Raw genomic sequence first — 18,683 nt, 5'->3', positions numbered from 1 at the left:
ATTGATCACCTTGATGGAGGGTCGTCGCATGAAGGCGATCAGCTACAGCCACTACGGCGGCCCCGAGGCCCTGGAGTTCGGCGAGCGCCCGGACCCGAAGGTGGGCCCCGACAAGGTGCTGGTCGAGGTGCGCGCGGCGGCCGTGAACCCGGTCGACTGGAAGTGCCAGGCCGGCTACCTGGACACCGTCCTGGACGCGGTCTTCCCGGTCGTACCGGGCTGGGACGTCTCCGGTGTGGTGGTCCAGCCCGGGGCGTCCGTCCCGGAGTTCGGGGTGGGCGACGAGGTCATGGGGTACGTACGCGAGGACGTCCTGTGCCACGGCACCTTCGCCGAGTACGTCGCCGCACCCGTCCGCACGCTGGCCTGCAAGCCCCGCAACCTGGGCTTCGAGGAGTCGGCGGCCCTGCCTCTGGTGGGCCTCACCGCCTACCAGGTGCTGCACCGTGCGCTGCGTCTCCGGGACGGCGAGACACTGCTGGTGCACGCCGCGGCGGGCGGCGTCGGCGCGATGGCGGTGCAGATCGCCCGCCACCTGGGCGCACGCGTGATCGGCGGGGTCCGCGAGACGGGCGTCGACCGCGCACGGGAGCTGGGCGCGGAGCCCGTGGTGTACGGCGACGGGTTCACGCGCCGGGTGCGCGCCCTGGCCCGGCACGGGGTCGACGCGGTGCTGGACACGCTGGGCGGCCACGCCCTGAAGACCTCGGCGAACCTGCTGGCCCCGGAGGGCCGTCTCGCGTCCATCGCGGACGGCGAGGTCGTCGGCCTGGGCGGCCGGTACCTCTTCGTACGCCCCGACGCGGACGACCTGGCGGCGCTGGCCGACCTCGTCGAGCAGGGCGTGCTGACGGTGAAGGTGGCCCGCACGTACCCGCTGGAGGAGGCCGCGGAGGCGCAGCGCGCGGCGATGGCGGGCGGCCTTCAGGGCAAGGTGGTCGTCACGGTCGACCGGGCGGACTGATCCGGGCGGACTGATCCGGGCGGACTGAACCCGTACCGGGCGCCCTCACATCACCACCCCCACGGCGAACGCCGCCAGCGCGACGGTACACACCGCGGCCGCGACCGCGCCCCGTACGGTCAGCGCCTGCGGCCGCCCACGCTCCAGCCCCCGGATCCTCCGCTGGGCCACCGTCAGGAACGCCACCCACACCAGCAGTGACAGCGCCGCCCCCAGCACTCCGGCCGCCGACACCTCGCCCTCGCCCCCGCCGCCGTCCACCGCCTGCCGCGCGGCGAGCACGGCGGCGACGGTGCACGACAGCGTCGTACGCCGCCACGCCAGCCGCGTCCGTTCCGGCTGCAGGCCCGGGTCGCGAGGGCCGTCCGTCACCCCGTCCACCCGAACAGCACGACCAGCACCATGGCGACGGCCACCAGCCCCACCGCCAGGCCCAGCAGCGCCGGGAACCGGCTGACCGGCAGGTCGTCACCGCGCCGCATCGCCCGCTCGCACCGCACCCAGTGGTTCACCGCCCGCACCGCGCACAGCGCCCCGGCCCCGAGCAGCGCGAGTGCCATCCCGACCCGCACCCCCCACCGCAGATCCGGCAGGAACTGGTCCACGGCGAACCCGCCGCCCACCAGCGCGAGACCGGTCCGCAGCCATGCGAGAAACGTCCGCTCATTGGCGAGCGAGAACCGGTAGTCGGGCGTCTCGCCCTCCTCGCGAACCCGCTGCGGCGAGAACCACAACCGCACACTCCGCCCGAAGTCACCCACCCGAGCACCCTAACCGCGCGCCATCCGCAGCCGCTCCCACGCCGCCAGGCCGTCCGGGACCCACTCCCGTTCCCTGAGCAGCGCCGCCAGGTCGCACTCCGGGACGAAGGAGTGCCAGGCGACCTCCTCCCGCTGCGGGGCGACCGGGAGGGTGCAGCGGACCTCGTAGACCCGGGACCACCAGGAGCCGCGGCCGCCGGGGCCGTCGTCGTACAGGAACTTCAGGACCGGCACCGGGCGCGGCAGGCCCCGCACGCCGAGTTCCTCCTCCGCCTCGCGCAGGGCCGCGGCGTCGTACGTCTCGCCCGCGCCGACGACGCCGCCCACGAACATGTCGTACAGCGACGGGAAGACCAGCTTCGCCGCGGTGCGGCGGTGCACGAAGATCCGGTCGTCGGCGTCGCGCACCAGGACGAACACGCAGCGGTGGCGCAGACCGCGTGCGTACACCTCGCCGCGCGGCAGTTGTCCGGCCACTTCGTCGTGCTCGTCGACGACGTCCAGGAGTTCCTCGGCGGGGGATGTGCTCATGGACAAGTCCCTTCCATGCGTTCCGGGAGGTTGACGTGGTTACTGCCGCGTACAGAAGATCGGACCACTCCGAGCATCCCCGGAAGGACGGAACCCCATGGCGTACGACGCTGATGTGATCGTGATCGGTGCGGGACTCGCCGGTCTGGTCGCCACCGCCGAGCTCGTCGACGCCGGGCGGAGCGTGATTCTCCTCGACCAGGAACCGGAGCGGTCCATCGGCGGCCAGGCCCACTGGTCCTTCGGCGGGCTCTTCCTCGTCGACTCGCCCGAACAGCGCAGGATGCGTGTGCGGGACAGTCACGACCTGGCCCTCCAGGACTGGTTCGGCACGGCCGGCTTCGACCGGCCCGAGGACCACTGGCCGCGCCGCTGGGCCGAGGCGTATGTCGACTTCGCGTCCGGCGAGAAGCGCTCCTGGCTGCACCGGCAGGGCGTCCGCTTCTTCCCCGTCGTCGGCTGGGCGGAGCGCGGCGGCTACGGCGCCACGGGCCACGGCAACTCCGTCCCGCGCTTCCACATCACCTGGGGTACGGGCCCGGGCCTCGTCGCCCCCTTCGAGCGCCGCGTCCGGGCGGGCGTGGCGAGGGGGCTCGTACAGACCAGGTTCCGGCACCGCGTCACCGGTCTCGGCCGGACCGGCGGCCTCGTCGACACCGTGAGCGGCGAGATCCTGGAGCCGTCCGACGCCGAGCGGGGCGTGGCGAGCGGCCGGGAGGTCGCCGGGGCGTTCGAGTACCGCGCCCAGGCGGTGATCGTGACCTCCGGCGGCATCGGCGGCAACCACGACCTCGTCCGCGCTCAGTGGCCGGAGCGGCTCGGCACCCCGCCGAAGCGCATGCTCTCGGGCGTTCCCGCCCATGTGGACGGACTGATGCTCGGCATCGCCGAATCGGCCGGCGCCCACCTCATCAACCGCGACCGTATGTGGCACTACACCGAGGGCGTCGAGAACTGGAACCCCATCTGGGCCCGCCACGGCATCCGCATCCTCCCCGGCCCGTCGTCCCTCTGGCTGGACGCCCGCGGCCGCCGCCTCCCCGTCCCGCTCTTCCCCGGTTTCGACACGCTCGGCACGCTCGAACACATCATGAGGTCCGGCCACGACCACACCTGGTTCATCCTCGACCAGAAGATCATCGGCAAGGAGTTCGCGCTCAGCGGCTCGGAACAGAACCCGGACCTGACCGGCAAGTCGGTCCGCGACGTCCTCGGCCGCGCCCGCACCGACGTCCCGGCCCCCGTGAAGGCGTTCATGGACAAGGGCGTCGACTTCGTCGTCGAACGGGACCTGTCCGCGCTGGTCCGCGGTATGAACGCGCTGACCGACGAGCCGCTGATCGACGAGGCCGCGCTGCGCCGCGAGATCGTCGCCCGCGACCGCGAGATGGCCAACCCGTTCACCAAGGACCTCCAGGTGACGGCCGTCCGCGGCGCCCGCAAGTACCTGGGCGACCGCCTGATCCGTACGGCGGCCCCGCACCGCATCCTCGACCCTAAGGCGGGACCGCTTATCGCCGTACGCCTCAACATCCTCACCCGCAAGTCGCTCGGCGGCCTGGAGACCGACCTGTCGTCCCGCGTCCTGACCGCCGGCGGCGACCCCCTCCCCGGCGTCTACGCGGCAGGCGAAGCCGCGGGCTTCGGCGGCGGCGGCGTCCACGGCTACCGCGCACTGGAGGGCACGTTCCTGGGCGGCTGCCTCTTCTCGGGCCGCGCGGCGGGCCGCGAGGCGGCGAAGGCGGTCGCATAACGGCCACCCCGCACCGCCCCGCGCCGACCCCGCACCGCTCAGGCGCGCTCCGCGCGTTCGCCGCGGCGTGGGGCCGCCGTGGCCGCCGCCACCAGGCCCGCCGCGCACAGCACCGCGGCGGTCACGGCGGCCGACCCGCTGGCCGGGCCGTGGATGGACCACGCCCAGGGCTCGGGGGTGCTGTCCCAGCGGACCCCCAGCAGCAGGGTGGGGCCGAACATCGCCAGCGGCAGCAGCCAGGCCAGGCCGCTCCCGAACAGCCGTGCGCTGATCATGGCGAGGCCCAGATAGCCGGCGACGTTGCGGACGGCCGCCGACGTCATGTCCAGGGAGGCGCCCGCGACCAGCGGCAGGGCGGCCAGCACAGCCGCGTACAGCAGTGTCACGGCCATGTGGGCGGCACGGATCAGCCGCATCGGCCGGGCCGCCGTACTCTCCAGGTCCGCCATCGGCGAGTACAGCGTCGTGGCCAGGACGACCGCGTGCACGACCGGCACGACCGCCGCCAGCGGAACGCTGTAGTCCGCCAGGTACCGCAGCTGAGGCAGCGGCACCTGGCTCCCCGCGTACACCGCTGCCGCCACGGCCACCGCCAGCGAGATCAGCGCGGCACGCGGCACATTCCGGCTACGGCAGTACGGGACGAGCACGCCGGCCGTCACGGCGCCGACCCGTCCGCCGTCCCGTCCGCCGACCCGGCCGCCGTCCCGTGCGGCGCCTCCGCGTCCTGCCGCGCCGCGGCGGCCTGCGGCAGCAGCGGCATCGGCCGGCAGGCCCGGATGGCCTCCGCCGCGGTCTCGATCCAGCCGTCCTGCGTCGCCCGGGGCGTCGCCGAGAACCGCCCCAGCGCCGCGTCGAACTCATCACCCCAGTACGGCGCGGGCGCCCCCGCGCGGCCGCGGACGACCGCCTCGAAGAAGAAGGTGCCCGGGTAGCCCCCGGCCTGCTTCATCAACGGCACATCGCACCCGGACGGCGGCAGCGGCAGCGACGCCGACATCATCTGCTCGGTCATGTCCTGCTGCCCCGTCCCCGCCGACATCACGGGCAGCTCACCCGTCGTCGCCGGGTCCTCGGGCCGCAGCCCGCGCTCGTAGAACGTGCGGTTGAGGCCCGGCACCGACCCCAGCGCCGCGTCGACCGCCTTCGCCGCGCCCCGCGCGACCGGCAGCAGATGCCGGTCCTCGGGCCACAGACACGCGGTCGTACGGCCCGACGTCGTACACACCGGCCGCTCGGGCTGCGGAGTGCGCACCGCCCAGGCCAGCTCCGGCTCGGCGGGCCGGTACGTGAGCAGCAGACCGGCCGACACGGCCGCCACCAGCACCGGAGCGAGGAGCAGGGCCACCCGCGGACGCGTCGCCCGCCTCCGCAGCAGCCCCGGCAGCGCCAGCACCGACAGCCCGGCCGACAGGCACCACGCCGTCGCCGTCAGGAGCCGTTCGGCACGCGGCTGGAAGGACATGTCCCAGTGCTCGTCGATCGCGGGCAGGAGGGCGGACGGGAAGCCGGTACCGTCCGCGCCGGTCAGCGCGAGGGCGACCAGGCATCCGTACCAGCCGATACCGACCAGCGGCGCCACGATCCGGGACGGTACGAGGCTGCCGACGGCGACCCCGACGGCGGCCTGCAGCCCGACGACGGACGCTCCGAGCAGCAGCGGCGTCCAGACGGGTGCCGTGACGGCGCTGACCTCCGCGGTCCGGCCGAACGCGACCGCGACGAGGAGGGCGTACGCCGCCACGGTCCACGCCATGGCCGAAGCCCACACCACCACCGCCTGGCTCCAGGCGCCGCGCGCGGTGGCCTCCGCCCAGGCGACCGTACGGAACCGGTGCACACGGCCCGCGGTCCACGCGGCGGCGGCAGCCGTCATGGGGCCCATCACCATCACGGCGAAGACCTGCACCTCGACGGCGGTCTGCGCCCACCACCCGACCCAGTCGCTGGTCGCCGCGTCGTCACCGGCGAAGTGCCACAGGCCCACAGCCGCGATGACGGCGGCGACCCACCTGGACTCGCCGCGCCGCATCTCGGTCCACAGCACGCGGATCACAGCGCGGCCCCTTCCGGCCCGACCACATGCAGGTAGCCACTCTCGACCGTCCCGCCGTCGCCGGGCAGCGCGCACAGCTCGTCGACGGTCCCGGTGAAGCGGACGCGCCCTTCGAGGAGTACGGCGATCCGGTCGCAGGTGTGGGCGACGTCCTCCGCGAGGTGGGTGCTCATCACGACCGCCGAGCGTGTGCCGAGCTCCCGGATCAGGTCGCGGAAGCCGACGCGCTGCGCGGGGTCGAGGCCGACGGTCGGCTCGTCGAGCAGCACGAGCGCGGGCCGGTTGACGACGGCCTGCGCGATACCGACACGGCGCAGCATGCCGCCGGACAGCTCACCCATGCGCCGGCCCGCGTACTTGTCCATGCCGACGAGGGCGAGCGCCTCCCGGGCCCGCGCCCGCCGTTCCTTCGCCGGGACCTTGCGGAGCCAGGCGGCGTACTCGGTGAACTCCAGGGCGGTGAAGCGCGGGTAGAAGCCGAAGGACTGGGGGAGCACGCCGATGCGCTGCCGTACGCGGCGGACGGTCCCGCGGCCCGCCGTCCGCTCGCCGAGGAGGGTGACGGCGCCCTGCGCGGGCGGCTGGGCGGTGGTGAGGAGGGAGAGCAGGGTGCTCTTTCCGGCGCCGTTGGGCCCGAGGAGGCCGGTCACGCCGGACGGGAATGTCAGCGACACCCCGTCCAGCGCGACGAGCGCCCCGTAGCGGACCGACACGGCCTCGACGGCCGCGACCGGCTCGGGGCCGACCGCGGCGCGTTCGTTGCCAAGGGACACGGTGTTCCTGTCAGTTCAGCTGATCGTGCTGCTAGTTCTGCGCGTTCACGTACCCGTAGGCGCGGCTGCCGGGGATACCGGCCCAGGACGCCTTCGTGTAGTACTTCTTGTTCGTGCCGGTGCCGGCGTAGGAGCCGCAGCCGTACGGCGAAGAGTAGTTCTTCGACACCGACGCCTTCTTGCTGTCCGGCGACCAGGAGATGTCCTGCCAGACGGACCCGCTGAAGGTCTGGATGTCGCTGGTGGGCACGTCACCGCAGGCGCGGGCGCGGCCGCTGCTCGGCCCCGCCCAGCGGTCGCCGTCCTCCTTGCTGCCGGCGGTGGCTATGGAGAACGGCAGTCGGCTGCCGTTGATCTCCCCGGCCACCGCGCTGAACGCGGGAACGACGACGGCGATCGCGGTCGCCGCCGCGACGACCGCGGTCCTGCCCTTCGTGGAGCTGCGCTTCCACATATGAATTCCCCCTGAAATAGGGCCTGTTGAGTGGTCATCAGGGAGCCTAGGCAGCCCTTTCGGTGCTCGTCTGTGGCGAAGATCACCACGTGTCGCAAATCTGACGCAAAGGCGGGATGTCGCCTGCCGATGGCCTGAAAGCAGACTCGTACGTCGTCGCCGCCCACCGGGTGCGGCTACATCCCCTCCGGAACGGGTGTCGCCTGGTGGTAGTAGATCCGCCACGGCGTGCCCGAGCCGTCCGCCGCCCGCCGCCACAGGGAACTGCGGCGCGCCCGGCGCCCGGAGACCGCCGTCTCGTACGTCAGGTGGACCAGGTCCGGGGCCAGCAGGACGCCTGCCATCCCGGCCGACTGGTGGCGTGTCACGTCGCCCGTGCCCCGGTCCGTACCGCCGTCCATGCCGGGCAGCTCCGCGAGCATCTTGTCGCGGGTCCAGAGTCGCCCCGACGCGCCGACCTCCGTGAAGCCGGGGTCCAGCAGCCGCTCCGCCGCCGCCCGCGACGCCCGCACGGCCGGGTCCATCAGCCGCAGCTCACCCGCGACCGCCGCGGCCACCGGGTCCAGCACCTCCACCACGCGGAATCGCTCCGCCACCACCCGGGTCGTGTCGTCCACCGTGAACTCCGCGTCGCCGAGCGCGTCCCGCAGTGCGTCGCCGCGCCAGAACCGTTCGTGCGCGGCCCGCCACGCGTTCACCGTCCGATGGCCCTCGCCCTCGTCGACCGCGTGCCGGAGGTCCACGTCGCCGAGCGGCAGCACCCGTACGCCGGTCACCTCCACCACCGCGACCGCGTGCCCCGCCGAATCGATCAGCGCCGACCGCTCGCCGGGCACCGGGAGTGGCGCACCCGCGGTCTCGTACTCGGCGAGGAGACTCGTCGTGGCGGTCTTCGTCCCGGTCAGGACGGCGGCGACCAGCCGGTCGCGGAGCGGCCCGGGAAAGGCCAGTTCGTACGACGCGAGCTGTGTGGGGTCCGTCATGCGCGCGAGTGTCACACACGTGCCGTGCCGGGCGCTCCGGATTTCCGGCGTGCCCGGCGCGGGCCCGTCACCACAGCCGCCGCCCGGCTACGGCGCCGGTGACGACAGCGCGGACACGGCGCGGTCGGCGATCTCCTCGGGCCTGCCGGACACGTCTACGGCGACCCCCGCCTCGTCGTCGCCGAGCGGCTGGAGCGTCGCGAACTGCGAGTCGAGCAGCGCCGTGGGCATGAAGTGATCGCGGCGCGCGGCCATCCGCTCCTCGATCATCGCCCGGTCCCCGGTCAGATGCAGGAACACCACGCCGGGCGCGGCCGCCCGCAGCCGGTCCCGGTACGACCGCTTCAGCGCCGAACCGCTCACCACCCCGCCGAGCCCCGCGCGGCCCCTGGCCCACCGCCCGATCGCGTCGAGCCAGGGCCACCGGTCCGCGTCGTCCAGCGGGACACCGGCCGACATCTTGGCGATGTTCGTCCCGGGGTGGAAGTCGTCGCCCTCCGCGTACGGCACGCCAAGACGCTCGGCGACCAGACGTCCGATGGTGGTCTTACCGCTCCCGGCGACCCCCATCACCACGACGACCAGGGGATTCTCCATGAGAAGTGCCTCGCTGTCCTGTGGCGGTCACCCGCGGCCGCTGAGCCTCAACCGGCTCTCGAACCGCACGGGCGTGCCGGTGAACGGGTCGGAGAACTCCAGCACACGCGCGAGCAGTTGCAGCGGCCGCTGGTGGTCGTCCGGCCCGTCGTCCCGTACGACGGGGTAAAGGGGATCGTTGAGAAGGGGGATCCCCACCCGGTTCATATGGACCCGCAACTGATGGGTACGCCCGGTCTCCGGCACGAGCCGGTACCGCCCGGTCCGGCCGTCGTGCTCCACCAGCTCGATCCGGCTCTCGCTGTTCGGCTCGGCGCCCGGCACCTCGTACGCGGCGACGACCCCGCGCTCCTTCACGATGTGGCTGCGCACGGTCACCGGCAGCGCGAGCCCGGGATCGTACGGCGCCACCGCCTCGTACTCCTTGCGCACCCGCCGGTCCCGGAACAGCGTCTGGTACGCGCCCCGGTCCTCGGCCCGCACGACGAACAGCACGAGCCCGGCGGTGAGCCGGTCCAGGCGGTGCGCGGGCTGCAGCTCCGGCAGCCCCAGGTCCCGCCGCAACCGGGCGAGCGCGGTCTCGGTCACATGCCGCCCACGGGGAGTGGTGGCCAGGAAGTGCGGCTTGTCTGCGACGACGATCCGCTCGTCTTGATGGACGACGCCCACCTCGAACGGCACCCGCTCCTCGGGCGGGAACTCCCGGTGGAACCACAGACACCGCCCGGCGGTGTAGGGCTCCCCGGCCCCGACCGGCCGGCCGTCCACCCCGACGAACAGGCCCTCGGCCAGCATCGCGTCCACCCGCTCGACCCCGATGGCCCCCGCATACCGCTCCACCAGATGATCCCGAACGGTTCCCCACACCCCACCGGGATCATCCGGCAACCGCACCCGCACGGCATCGATCCCATCCCGCTGAGCCAACGGCCCACCAGGCGACTTCTTCCCGCGACGACCCACGCCCCAACGGTAACCGCCGGTTCCCGCCAGGGGCCGTCCGCCCGCCGTTCCGTCGCGGGCCGCGCCCGCCGGTTCCCTGTGGGCAGGCGTTCCATGGGGCGATGGGGGTACCCATGCTCGGGCGGAGCCGACGGCTTGGGGGAGGGCTTGGGGGAGGGCGGGCACAAGGAACCGGCGCGGTGCCCCGTCCAGCGGGGCTGCGCCACCGGCACGGTGCCCCCGTCCAGCACCCTCGCCGTCGGCACGGCGCACCCTCCAGCCGCCTCACCGCAGCGGCACGACAACCTCCCCCGCACCCCGGGCGGACCCCGCCCCCGGCACCCGCACCCGGAACGGCCGGTCCGTGCCGCTCGCCGTGACCCGCACGGCGCCCCCGTCCCGTACGACCGCGAACGCCGCCGCCTCCGCCCCCGCCAGGTCCGGGACCGTCACCGAGACCCCGTCCGCGTCCGGCTGGACCAGCAGGGTCAGGCCCTCCAGCCAGTCCCCGTCCGGCCGCTGGTCGTCCGCGCCCAGCGGCAGCACGGCCCCCGGCCGCACATACAGCGGCAGGCTCGCGAACCCGTGCGTCTCGCGACGCCACACCGGCCCGGTCACCGTCTCGCCGGTCAGCAGGTGCGTCCACACACCCTCCGGCACATAGAACTCGACCTCGCCGTCCGCCGAGAACACCGGCGCGACCAGCAGATCGGGGCCCAGCATGTACTGCCGGTCCAGCGCCCGGCACCCCGGATCGTCCGGGAACTCCAGCAGCATCGGCCGCATGAGCGGCACCCCGATGCGATGCGCCTCCACGGCAGCGCCGTACAGGTACGGCATCAGCCGGTGCTTCAGCTCGGTGAACTGCCGGGCGACCTCCACCGCCTCGTCCCCGAACTCCCACGGCACCCGGTACGACGTGTTGCCGTGCAGCCCGCTGTGCGAGGACAGCAGCCCGAACGCCAGCCACCGCATGAAGACCGCAGGCTCCGGCGTGCCCTCGAACCCGCCGATGTCATGGCTCCAGAACCCGAACCCGGAGAGGCTCAGCGAGAGACCGCCCCGTAGCGACTGGGCCATCGCCTCGAACGACGCGAAGCAGTCTCCGCCCCAGTGCACGGGGAACTGCTGACCGCCGGCGGTCGCCGACCGGGCGAGGAGAAGGGCCTCGCCCTCCCCCCGCTCCTTCTCCAGGAGTTCGAAGACGCACTGGTTGTAGAGCTGCGCGTAGTAGTTGTGCATCCGCTCCGGGTCGGAGCCGTCCCACCACACCACATCGGTCGGGACGCGCTCGCCGAAGTCGGTCTTGAAGCAGTCGACGCCCTGGTCGAGCAGCACCTTCAGCTTCGCCTGGAACCAGGCGCGCGCGTCGGGGTTGGTGAAGTCCACCAGCGCCGTCCCGGCCTCCCACAGGTCCCGCTGCCAGATGTCGCCGTTCGGCCGCTTCACCAGATACCCCAGCGCCGCGCCCTCCGCGAAGAGCGTGGACCTCTGCCCGATGTACGGGTTGATCCACATGCCGATCCGCAGGCCGCGCTCCTTGAGCCGGGCCGGCATGCCCTCCGGGTCCGGGAACGTCTCCGGGTCCGTCTGGAAGTCCGACCACTGGTACTCGCGCATCCAGGAGCGGTCGAAGTGGAGCACCGACAGCGGGATCTTCCGCTCCGCCATCCCGTCCACGAACGACGTGACCGCCTCCTCGTCGTACGACGTGCGGAACGACGTCGTCAGCCACAGCCCGAACGACCACGCCGGCGGCAGCGCGGGCCGCCCGGTCAGCGCCGTGTACCGGGCCAGCACCTCCTTCGGCTTCGGCCCGGCCACCACGTAGAACTCCAGCGACTGGTCCTCGACGCTGAACCGCACCTGGCCGACCGACTTGGAGCCGATCTCGTACGACACCTTCCCCGGGTGGTTGACGAAGAGGCCATAGCCCCGCGAGGACAGGTGGAAGGGCACGTTCTTGTACGCCTGCTCGCTGCTCGTGCCGCCGTCCGCCTGCCAGATGTCGACGGTCTGGCCGTTCTTCACGTACGGCGTGAACCGCTCGCCCAGCCCGTAGACGTTCTCGCCCACCGCCAGCGCCAGCTGCCCGACCATGTGGTGCGCCCCGTCGGCGTCCACGACGAAGGCCGTGCCCTTGGACTCCACCCCGGTCAGTCGCCGCCCGTCCGCGTCCAGGAAGGTTAGCCCCCACGGCCCGTCCCGGTCCAGACGTACGGTCAGCGGCCCGCTGGTCAGCTCCGTGACAGGGCCCTCCCGCCGGGTACGGGCGAAGCCACCGCCGCCCGTGTCGTCGCCGGGCAGCACGAACTCCGGCCCGTGGTTCGCCTTCCCCGCGTGGTGCGTGGTGCGGATGCCGATCACGCCCTCGGCGGGGGAGAAGCACTCCACGGTGAGCAGCGGCGAGTCGAGCGTGTGCTCCCGGTGCTCGACCCGCTCGACCCGCTCGACCCGCTCGACCGCCGCGTACGCGGTGAAGTGGTCGTCGCCGACGTGCAGATCGCGCACCTCGGTGGCGTACGAGGCGCGGACGCCGTCACGCGTCAGCCAGAAGCCGTCGGTGAACTTCATCGATGTCCCTGTGTGGTGAGGAGAGCGGGGGTCGCCCGGTCGAGTACGGCGGCGATCCGGTCAAGGGTGGCACGGTCGGGCTCGACCGGCGGCAGCGTCTCGCCCTCGCCGGTCCGCCAGACGCCCGCGAGGGCCACCGGGTCGTCCCCGGTCGCGGCGCTCGCGGCGAGCGCGGCGGCGCCGAGCGCGACGAGTTCGGTCGTACGGGGCAGGACGACCGCCCGGCCGGAGAGCCGGCGCACGGTCTCCACCCAGGTGCGGCCCCGGGAGCCGCCCCCGACGAGCCGCAGCGGCGCGTCACCGGCGCCGGTGGCCGTGGGCAGCTCGTCCAGCGCGCGCAGCAGCGCGAAGACGGCGCCCTCGTAGGCGGCGCCGAGCAACTGCTGCGGCGTGGTGGCGTGGCGGAGCCCGGTGAGCAGCCCCGACGCGCCCGGCAGGTCCGGGGTGCGCTCGCCGTCGAGGTACGGGAGGAGGACGGCCTCGCCGCCGGGCGCGGCGTCCTCGCGGTCCAGGCCCAGCAGCGCGGCCACCTTGTCGACGGCGAGCGTGCAGTTGAGGGTGCAGCCCAGCGGCAGGTACGTGCCGTGGCCGTCGGCGGCGGCGAAACCGGCGAGCGCGGCGGTCGCGGGGCGGACCCGGGTGGCCGCGAACACGGTGCCGGACGTGCCGAGCGAGAAGGCAGGGTGGTCGAGCAGCCCGGCCGCGCCGAGGCCGAGCCCGACGGCGGCGGCCATGTTGTCGCCGGTCCCGGCCGCGACGGCGACCCCGGCGGGCAGCCCGAGCGTGTCGGCCGCCGAGGCGGTCAGCGTGCCGACCCGGGTGCCGCCCGTGGGCGCGACCTCGGGCAGCAGGGCGGCGTCCACGCCCAGCAGGTCGAGCAACTCGGCGTCGTAGGCGCCCGTCGCGGTGGAGTACCAGCACGTCCCGGACGCGTCGCCGGGGTCGGTGACGGCGGCCCCGGACAGCCTCTCGGTCAGGAAGTCATGGGGGAGCCGCACGCCGGCGGCGGCCGCGGCGACCCGGGGCTCGTTCTCGCACAGCCACCGCCACTTGGCGGCGGTCATGGCGGCCACGGGCACGGAACCGGTCCGCCGCAGCCAGGCGTCGGGGCCGCCGAGTCCGTCGGTGAGGGCGACGGCCTGCGGGGCGGAGCGGGTGTCGTTCCACAGCAGGGCGGGCCGCGACGGACGGCCGTCCGAGCCCAGTACGACGAGCCCGTGCTGCTGCCCGGCGACGGCGATCCCGGTGACCGCCGCTGGCTCGGCCCCGGCCTCCCTCAGACCGGCTGCGACGGCCTCCGCGAGTGCGGCCCACCACTGCTCGGGGTCGCTCTCCCGGGCGCCGCCCTCTCCGGTCACGGTGTGCGGAGCGCGGCCCACGGCGAGGAGCCTGCCCGATGCGGCGTCCACGACGGCCGCCTTGGTCGACTGCGTGGAGCTGTCCACGCCGATGACTAGGGAGTCCATCTTTTGATCGTACACAAAACAAATTCCATGGCACCAGAGCCGCGGCGGGCGCGCCCTCTTGGCGGGAGCCGCTGTGTGGGCTATTAGTAATCAAAGCAAACAAATATCCGAGTCGAGGGACGAGTGACCATGCCGGACCGCTTCACCCCCACCCCCGAGGACAGGTTCACCTTCGGTCTGTGGACCGTGGGCTGGCGGGGTGCCGACCCGTTCGGCGCCGCGACCCGCCCGGCCCTCGACCCGGTCGAGTCCGTGGAGCGCCTCGCCGCGCTCGGCGCCCACGGCGTGACCTTCCACGACGACGACCTCATCCCGTTCGGCTCCTCCGAGGCCGAGCGCGACGCAGCCGCCAAGCGGTTCCGTGACGCGCTCGACCGCACCGGCATGAAGGTCCCCATGGCCACCACCAACCTCTTCACGCACCCCGTCTTCAAGGACGGCGCCTTCACCGCCAACGACCGCGACGTCCGCCGCTACGCGCTCCGCAAGACCCTCCGCAACATCGACCTCGCCGTCGAGCTCGGCGCGGGGATCTACGTCGCCTGGGGCGGCCGCGAGGGTGCCGAGTCCGGCGCCGCGAAGGACGTCCGCGTCGCCCTCGACCGCATGAAGGAGGCGTTCGACCTGCTCGGCGAGTACGTCACCGAGCAGGGCTACGATCTGCGCTTCGCCATCGAGCCCAAGCCCAACGAGCCGCGCGGCGACATCCTGCTGCCCACCGTCGGCCACGCCCTCGCCTTCATCGAGCGCCTGGAGCGCCCCGAGCTCGTCGGCGTCAACCCCGAGACCGGCCATGAGCAGATGGCCGGCCTCAACTTCCCGCACGGCGTCGCCCAGGCCCTGTGGGCGGGCAAGCTCTTCCATATCGACCTCAACGGCCAGTCCGGCATCAAGTACGACCAGGACTTCCGCTTCGGCGCCGGCGACCTCCGTCAGGCATTCTGGCTCGTCGACCTCCTGGAGACCGCCGGCTACGAGGGCCCCCGGCACTTCGACTTCAAGCCCGTCCGCACCGACGGCTTCGACGGCGTCTGGGAGTCCGCCCGCGCCTGCATGCGCAACTACCTCGTCCTCAAGGAGCGCGCCGCCGCCTTCCGCGCCGACCCGGAGGTCCAGGAGGCGCTGGCCGCCTCCCGCCTCCCCGAGCTGGCACGGCCCACCGCCGAGGACGGCCTGGCGGCCCTGCTCGCCGACCCGAAGGCGTACGAGAGCTTCGACGTCGAGGCCGCCGCCCGGCGCTCCATGGCGTTCGAACGCCTCGACCAGCTGGCGATGGAACACCTCCTGGCCACCCGCTGAGCGGCCCGCCCCCGACCTCCGCCGTTCAAGCGCCGGCAGGCGCGAAACGGGGGGCCGGAGGCGGAGCCCCCGGTTTCGGGAAGGGGCGGGACAGGAGACGGAGGGGCGGGACAGGAGACGGACGACCCCGGCTACCCCACCCGCGCCACATACCCGACCGGATCGGTCACCACGTCCCGTACCACCAGCGCGGCAGCGCCCCGCGCCGCATCCCCCGACGAGGACGACGCGCGCAGCCGCCCGCCGCCCGCCGGCCACAGCCCCGACACGACCCGTCGGCTCAGCTCACCGTCCGCCGCCGGACCCAGCCACGGCATCAGCGGCCGGAACACGCCGCCCAGCACCACCGCCTCGGGGTCCAGCAGGTTCACCGCGCCCGACACCACGAGCCCCAGCATCCGCCCCGCCCGCTCCAGCGCCGCGACCGCGAGGGCGTCGCCGGCCGCCGCGCGCCGCTCCAGCTCCGCGACCCCCGGCCCGCCCGCGTCCTCGTCGATCCCGGCGCCCCGCAGCAGCGCGGCCTGCCCGGCGTACTGCTCCAGGCAGCCCCGCGAACCGCACCGGCACTCCGGGCCCTCCGCTTCCGCCACCACATGCCCGATCTCTCCGGCGAACCCGTGCGCCCCGCGCAGCAGCTCCCCCTCGACGACGACGGCGCCGCCCACGCCGATCTCACCGGACAGGTACAGAAAGCTCCGCGCCCGCGTCCGTCCCGCCGCGGTCCCGTCCCCGTCCCCGTCCCCGAACCACAGCTCGGCCAGCGCCGCCGCGTTGGCCTCGTTCTCGGAGCCGACCGGCAGATCCCCGAGCCCCGGCCGCAGGGCGCCCAGGGCCTGCCCGAACAGGTCCTCCGCCGCGACCTGGTTCCAGCCCAGGTTGGGCGCCTGCCGGACGGTGCCCCCGGACACGAGGCCGGGCAGCGCGAGCCGTACCCCGGCGGGGCGCAGCTCCTGCTCGCCCGCCGACTCCAGCGTCCGCGCCGCGATCCGGGCCGCCCGCGCCAGCACCTCACCGGGCGGTACATCCCGGTTGTCCAGATGCTCGGTGAGGCGCACACGGTCGGTACCGGCCAGGTCGACGACGCACACCGACACGTAATCGACGTTGATCTCGACGCCGAGCCCGGCCGGCCCGGTCCGCGCCACCCGCAGCGCCGTCCCCGGCCGCCCCGCCTGCCCGCTGAAGGTCTTGCCCGACTCGGTCAGAAAACCGCTGCCGAGCAATTGCTCGACCAGCGACGACACCGCCGCCCGCGTCAGGCCCACCCGTGCCGCGACCGCCGCCCGGGTGGCCTCGCCCTCGTCGTGCACGGCCCGCAGCACGAGGCTCAGATTGTGCCGCCGCACGGTGGCCTTGTCGGCCTTGGGCTCCAGCGGATCCAGTGTCTTCTTCATCGCCTCTCGCAGAGCAGCAGCGCACCAGCACATCAGCGCAACAGCAGAAAGACCCCAGAAGGACTGGGGTCTTCGCGTGGTGTCCGAGGGGGGACTTGAACCCCCACGCCCGATAAAGGGCACTAGCACCTCAAGCTAGCGCGTCTGCCATTCCGCCACCCGGACAAGGTGTCTGTCTCGCGGCCCTGGGCCGTTCCGACGTGGAAAACCATAGCAAACATTCGGCGTGCCCGATCACGCCCCCGCCCCCGGGTGCCCTTGGGCCGGGCGCCCCGTCGGGAGGAGGATGGCGCCAGACCACCAGCACCGACAGCACCGACGCGGGAGGAACCAGCGTGAGCGTGTCGAACCAGGCCAGGACCGGCCCCGGCGCCACCGCCGAGAGCGAGGTCGTCGACCTCTGCAGCGAGCTCATCCGTATCGACACCAGCAACTACGGCGACCACTCCGGCCCCGGCGAGCGCGCCGCCGCCGAGTACGTCGCGGAGAAGCTCGCGGAGGTGGGCCTGGAGCCCAAGATCTTCGAGTCCCACAAGGGCCGCGCCTCCACGGTCGCCCGGATCGAGGGCGAGGACCCATCGCGGCCCGCGCTCCTCATCCACGGCCACACCGACGTCGTCCCCGCCAACGCCGCCGACTGGACGCACGACCCGTTCTCCGGCGAGATCGCCGACGGGTGCGTCTGGGGCCGCGGCGCGGTCGACATGAAGGACATGGACGCGATGACCCTCGCGGTCGTACGGGACCGGATGCGCAGCGGCCGGAAGCCGCCGCGCGACATCGTCCTGGCGTTCCTCGCGGACGAGGAGGCGGGCGGCACATACGGCGCCCGTTATCTGGTCGACAAGCACCCCGAGCTCTTCGACGGCGTCTCGGAGGCGATCGGCGAGGTCGGCGGCTTCTCCTTCACGGTCAACGAGAAGCTGCGGCTGTATCTCGTCGAGACGGCGCAGAAGGGCATGCACTGGATGCGGCTGACCGTCGAGGGCACCGCCGGGCACGGCTCCATGACCAACGACGACAACGCCATCACGGAGCTGTGCGAGGCGGTGGGCCGCGTCGGCCGGCACCAGTGGCCGGTGAGGGTCACCAAGACCGTACGGTCGTTCCTGGACGAGCTGTCCGACGCGATCGGCACACCGCTCGACCCGGAGGACATGGAGGCCACTCTCGCCAAGCTGGGCGGTATCGCCAAGATGGTCGGCGCCACGCTCCGTAACTCCGCGGCCCCGACCATGCTCGGCGCGGGCTACAAGGTGAACGTCATCCCAGGCCAGGCCACCGCCCATGTCGACGGAAGGTTCCTGCCCGGGTACGAGGAGGAGTTCCTCGCCGACCTCGACCGGCTGCTCGGACCGCGCGTGAAGCGCGAGGACGTACACGCGGACAAGGCGCTGGAGACCAGCTTCGACGGCGACCTGGTGGACGCCATGCAGTCGGCGCTGCGGGCCGAGGACCCGATCGCCCGGGCCGTGCCGTACATGCTCTCCGGCGGTACCGACGCCAAGTCCTTCGACGACCTGGGCATCCGCTGCTTCGGCTTCGCACCGCTCAAGCTGCCGCCGGAGCTCGACTTCGCCGGGATGTTCCACGGCGTCGACGAGCGCGTGCCCGTGGAGGGCCTGGAGTTCGGTGCGCGGGTCCTGGACCGGTTCATCGACGCCAGCTGAGGGGACCCCGGGATACGCGAGCTGAAAGTCGTCTGAAACGACGCTCCAACAATCGCCCGCGTGTGCACGTCTGACCGAAAAGGGTGAACGGGGTCGCTGCCTCGTAGCCCGCTTGGCTTCCTCTCGTTACAGGTGGTGCGGTCCGCGGCTGGGACCGCATTGCCAACAAGGAGGAACAATGATCAAGAAGGTTGTCGCGACTGCGGCTGCCACCGGCGGTCTGGTGCTGGCCGGCGCGGGCATGGCCGTCGCCGACGCGGGCGCCCAGGGTGGGGCGGTCGGCTCCCCTGGTGTCATCTCGGGCAACGTCGTCCAGGTGCCGGTCCACGTACCGATCAACGCCTGCGGCAACACGGTCGACGTCATCGGCCTGCTGAACCCCGCCTTCGGCAATGCCTGCGCCAACGCCTGAGCTCTCGCCGAGGCGTTGAGTCTCGACCCGTGAGGGTCTGAGCCCGGTCGGCCT

The 18,683-nt window shown here is 73.2% G+C and carries 18 protein-coding genes, 1 tRNA gene and 1 pseudogene; 5 read left to right on the top strand and 15 right to left on the bottom strand.

Annotated features, from left to right (window positions below):
* Window positions 1-28: 28 nt before the first annotated feature.
* Entirely contained in the window at window positions 29-964 is a 936-nt protein-coding gene (locus FVS66_RS09495) for an NADP-dependent oxidoreductase (RefSeq protein ID WP_149180576.1), read from the top strand.
* Window positions 965-1,009: 45 nt separating this feature from the next.
* Here the strand turns inward: FVS66_RS09495 and FVS66_RS09490 are convergent, their stop codons facing one another.
* From FVS66_RS09490 to FVS66_RS09480, 3 genes are read right to left on the bottom strand one after another with little or no spacing between them, the layout of a single operon-like run.
* Window positions 1,010-1,336, bottom strand: a complete 327-nt coding sequence (locus tag FVS66_RS09490; RefSeq protein WP_149180575.1) for a DUF202 domain-containing protein — start codon at window positions 1,334-1,336, stop codon at window positions 1,010-1,012.
* Window positions 1,333-1,725 (bottom strand): DUF202 domain-containing protein, encoded by a 393-nt coding sequence (locus FVS66_RS09485; protein ID WP_149180574.1) that lies wholly within the window; start codon window positions 1,723-1,725, stop codon window positions 1,333-1,335. Before FVS66_RS09485 ends, FVS66_RS09490 begins: the two co-directional genes overlap by 4 nt.
* 9 nt (window positions 1,726-1,734) lie before the next feature.
* Window positions 1,735-2,256, bottom strand: coding sequence for an NUDIX domain-containing protein (locus tag FVS66_RS09480; protein ID WP_149180573.1), 522 nt, complete (start codon window positions 2,254-2,256; stop codon window positions 1,735-1,737).
* 97 nt (window positions 2,257-2,353) lie between these two features.
* Between FVS66_RS09480 and FVS66_RS09475 the strand changes: the two genes are divergently transcribed.
* Window positions 2,354-4,009 (top strand): FAD-binding dehydrogenase, encoded by a 1,656-nt coding sequence (locus tag FVS66_RS09475; protein ID WP_149180572.1) that lies wholly within the window; start codon window positions 2,354-2,356, stop codon window positions 4,007-4,009.
* A gap of 38 nt (window positions 4,010-4,047) precedes the next feature.
* Here the strand turns inward: FVS66_RS09475 and FVS66_RS09470 are convergent, their stop codons facing one another.
* The 10 genes and pseudogenes from FVS66_RS09470 to xylB form a co-directional block, all read right to left on the bottom strand.
* Window positions 4,048-4,671, bottom strand: a complete 624-nt coding sequence (locus FVS66_RS09470; protein ID WP_149180571.1) for a hypothetical protein — start codon at window positions 4,669-4,671, stop codon at window positions 4,048-4,050.
* Complete coding sequence (locus FVS66_RS09465; protein ID WP_149180570.1) at window positions 4,668-6,065, bottom strand: hypothetical protein; 1,398 nt, start codon at window positions 6,063-6,065, stop codon at window positions 4,668-4,670. Before FVS66_RS09465 ends, FVS66_RS09470 begins: the two co-directional genes overlap by 4 nt.
* The gene (locus FVS66_RS09460; RefSeq protein WP_262386889.1) at window positions 6,062-6,838 is read right to left on the bottom strand and encodes an ATP-binding cassette domain-containing protein; all 777 of its coding nucleotides are present in this window, start codon (window positions 6,836-6,838) and stop codon (window positions 6,062-6,064) included. The genes FVS66_RS09465 and FVS66_RS09460 overlap by 4 nt, the downstream gene beginning before the upstream one ends.
* Before the next feature lie 31 nt (window positions 6,839-6,869).
* Window positions 6,870-7,292 carry a hypothetical protein gene (locus FVS66_RS09455; RefSeq protein WP_149180569.1) on the bottom strand — a complete coding sequence of 141 codons (423 nt, stop codon included), beginning with the start codon at window positions 7,290-7,292 and terminating at the stop codon, window positions 6,870-6,872.
* A gap of 176 nt (window positions 7,293-7,468) precedes the next feature.
* Entirely contained in the window at window positions 7,469-7,870 is a 402-nt protein-coding gene (locus tag FVS66_RS35810; protein ID WP_399225228.1) for a DUF4440 domain-containing protein, read from the bottom strand.
* A pseudogene (locus tag FVS66_RS35805) lies at window positions 7,856-8,275 on the bottom strand (ASCH domain-containing protein); the annotation flags it as partial. The pseudogene FVS66_RS35805 and the gene FVS66_RS35810, both read right to left, overlap by 15 nt.
* 87 nt (window positions 8,276-8,362) lie before the next feature.
* Window positions 8,363-8,872, bottom strand: a complete 510-nt coding sequence (locus FVS66_RS09445; RefSeq protein ID WP_149180567.1) for a gluconokinase — start codon at window positions 8,870-8,872, stop codon at window positions 8,363-8,365.
* 27 nt (window positions 8,873-8,899) lie between these two features.
* The gene (locus FVS66_RS09440) at window positions 8,900-9,712 is read right to left on the bottom strand and encodes a pseudouridine synthase (protein ID WP_399225202.1); all 813 of its coding nucleotides are present in this window, start codon (window positions 9,710-9,712) and stop codon (window positions 8,900-8,902) included.
* Window positions 9,713-10,099: 387 nt separating this feature from the next.
* Complete coding sequence (gene yicI, locus FVS66_RS09435) at window positions 10,100-12,388, bottom strand: alpha-xylosidase (protein ID WP_149180565.1); 2,289 nt, start codon at window positions 12,386-12,388, stop codon at window positions 10,100-10,102.
* Window positions 12,385-13,854: a xylulokinase gene (gene xylB / locus FVS66_RS09430; protein ID WP_149180564.1), complete on the bottom strand. Its 1,470-nt coding sequence runs from the start codon at window positions 13,852-13,854 to the stop codon at window positions 12,385-12,387. The genes yicI and xylB overlap by 4 nt, the downstream gene beginning before the upstream one ends.
* 129 nt (window positions 13,855-13,983) lie before the next feature.
* On the opposite strand from xylB, the gene xylA reads away from it, so the two are divergent.
* Window positions 13,984-15,153, top strand: coding sequence for a xylose isomerase (gene xylA, locus FVS66_RS09425; RefSeq protein ID WP_149180563.1), 1,170 nt, complete (start codon window positions 13,984-13,986; stop codon window positions 15,151-15,153).
* Window positions 15,154-15,284: 131 nt separating this feature from the next.
* Here xylA and FVS66_RS09420 read toward each other — a convergent pair whose 3' ends face one another.
* Together FVS66_RS09420 and FVS66_RS09415 are read right to left on the bottom strand one after the other, a co-directional pair.
* The gene (locus tag FVS66_RS09420) at window positions 15,285-16,547 is read right to left on the bottom strand and encodes an ROK family protein (protein WP_149180562.1); all 1,263 of its coding nucleotides are present in this window, start codon (window positions 16,545-16,547) and stop codon (window positions 15,285-15,287) included.
* 77 nt (window positions 16,548-16,624) lie between these two features.
* Window positions 16,625-16,712 (bottom strand) — tRNA-Leu (locus FVS66_RS09415).
* Window positions 16,713-16,882: 170 nt separating this feature from the next.
* Here FVS66_RS09415 and FVS66_RS09410 point away from each other — a divergent pair.
* A complete protein-coding gene (locus tag FVS66_RS09410) occupies window positions 16,883-18,217 on the top strand; it encodes a M20/M25/M40 family metallo-hydrolase (RefSeq protein ID WP_149180561.1) in 1,335 nt (444 codons plus the stop codon).
* 178 nt (window positions 18,218-18,395) lie between these two features.
* Window positions 18,396-18,629, top strand: a complete 234-nt coding sequence (locus FVS66_RS09405) for a chaplin (protein ID WP_149180560.1) — start codon at window positions 18,396-18,398, stop codon at window positions 18,627-18,629.
* Window positions 18,630-18,683 lie beyond the last annotated feature (54 nt).

The sequence above is a fragment of the Streptomyces sp. TRM49041 genome (genome assembly GCF_008271805.1).
In the GTDB taxonomy this organism is placed as follows: domain Bacteria; phylum Actinomycetota; class Actinomycetes; order Streptomycetales; family Streptomycetaceae; genus Streptomyces.
This window is presented reverse-complemented; position numbering and strand designations above follow the sequence as displayed.

Coding starts and splice junctions, on each gene's coding strand:
- xylB (WP_149180564.1), bottom strand. CDS start 13,854: ATGGACTCCCTAGTCATCGGCGTGGACAGCTCCACGCAGTCGACCAAG.
- FVS66_RS09445 (WP_149180567.1), bottom strand. CDS start 8,872: ATGGAGAATCCCCTGGTCGTCGTGGTGATGGGGGTCGCCGGGAGCGGT.
- yicI (WP_149180565.1), bottom strand. CDS start 12,388: ATGAAGTTCACCGACGGCTTCTGGCTGACGCGTGACGGCGTCCGCGCC.
- FVS66_RS09455 (WP_149180569.1), bottom strand. CDS start 7,292: ATGTGGAAGCGCAGCTCCACGAAGGGCAGGACCGCGGTCGTCGCGGCG.
- FVS66_RS09475 (WP_149180572.1), top strand. CDS start 2,354: ATGGCGTACGACGCTGATGTGATCGTGATCGGTGCGGGACTCGCCGGT.
- xylA (WP_149180563.1), top strand. CDS start 13,984: ATGCCGGACCGCTTCACCCCCACCCCCGAGGACAGGTTCACCTTCGGT.
- FVS66_RS09495 (WP_149180576.1), top strand. CDS start 29: ATGAAGGCGATCAGCTACAGCCACTACGGCGGCCCCGAGGCCCTGGAG.
- FVS66_RS09405 (WP_149180560.1), top strand. CDS start 18,396: ATGATCAAGAAGGTTGTCGCGACTGCGGCTGCCACCGGCGGTCTGGTG.
- FVS66_RS09480 (WP_149180573.1), bottom strand. CDS start 2,256: ATGAGCACATCCCCCGCCGAGGAACTCCTGGACGTCGTCGACGAGCAC.
- FVS66_RS09420 (WP_149180562.1), bottom strand. CDS start 16,547: ATGAAGAAGACACTGGATCCGCTGGAGCCCAAGGCCGACAAGGCCACC.